Origin of the sequence: Streptomyces sp. DH12 (assembly GCF_020873895.1) — a bacterium.
In the GTDB taxonomy this organism is placed as follows: domain Bacteria; phylum Actinomycetota; class Actinomycetes; order Streptomycetales; family Streptomycetaceae; genus Streptomyces.
The window spans coordinates 1-414 of the sequence record NZ_JAHWGT010001412.1; the positions used below are offsets into that span (position 1 = coordinate 1).

Genomic DNA, 414 nt, shown 5'->3' on the forward strand with positions numbered 1-414 from the left:
GTAGTTCGGCAGGTGGTGCTTGGCGAAGCTCAGCGCCACCTCCCCCCGGTGCAGCACGGCCGCCGCGTTGCGCGGGGCGCCCGCGGGCTGGCCGTACTTCGGCTGGGCGGCGGCGCTGCGGTCCAGGTAGCCGACGACCACCGGCACGTCGCCGAGGCCCTCGTCGGCGAGGCGCGCGGCGAGGGCGCGCAGGGACGCCCGGGACGCCTCCACGAAGGACGACCGCAGGGCGAGGTCCTCGACGGGATACCCGGTCAGCGCCATCTCCGGGAACGCCACGAGATGCGCCCCCTGCCCGGCGGACTCCCGGGTCCGGCGGACCATCGCTTCCGCGTTGCCGGCGAGGTCGCCGACGGTCGAGTCGATCTGATTCAGGGCGAGTCGTAGTTGAGGCACCCGGCCAGTGTAATCGTC

At 73.9% G+C, this 414-nt stretch carries 1 protein-coding gene; it reads right to left on the reverse strand.

Annotated elements, in window-relative coordinates; all coding sequences use genetic code 11:
• Positions 1–396, reverse strand: a 396-nt coding sequence (locus LPA54_RS40335) for a nitrilase-related carbon-nitrogen hydrolase (protein ID WP_308112935.1), incomplete at its 3' end; no start/stop codon positions are given.
• Positions 397–414: the final 18 nt, after the last annotated feature.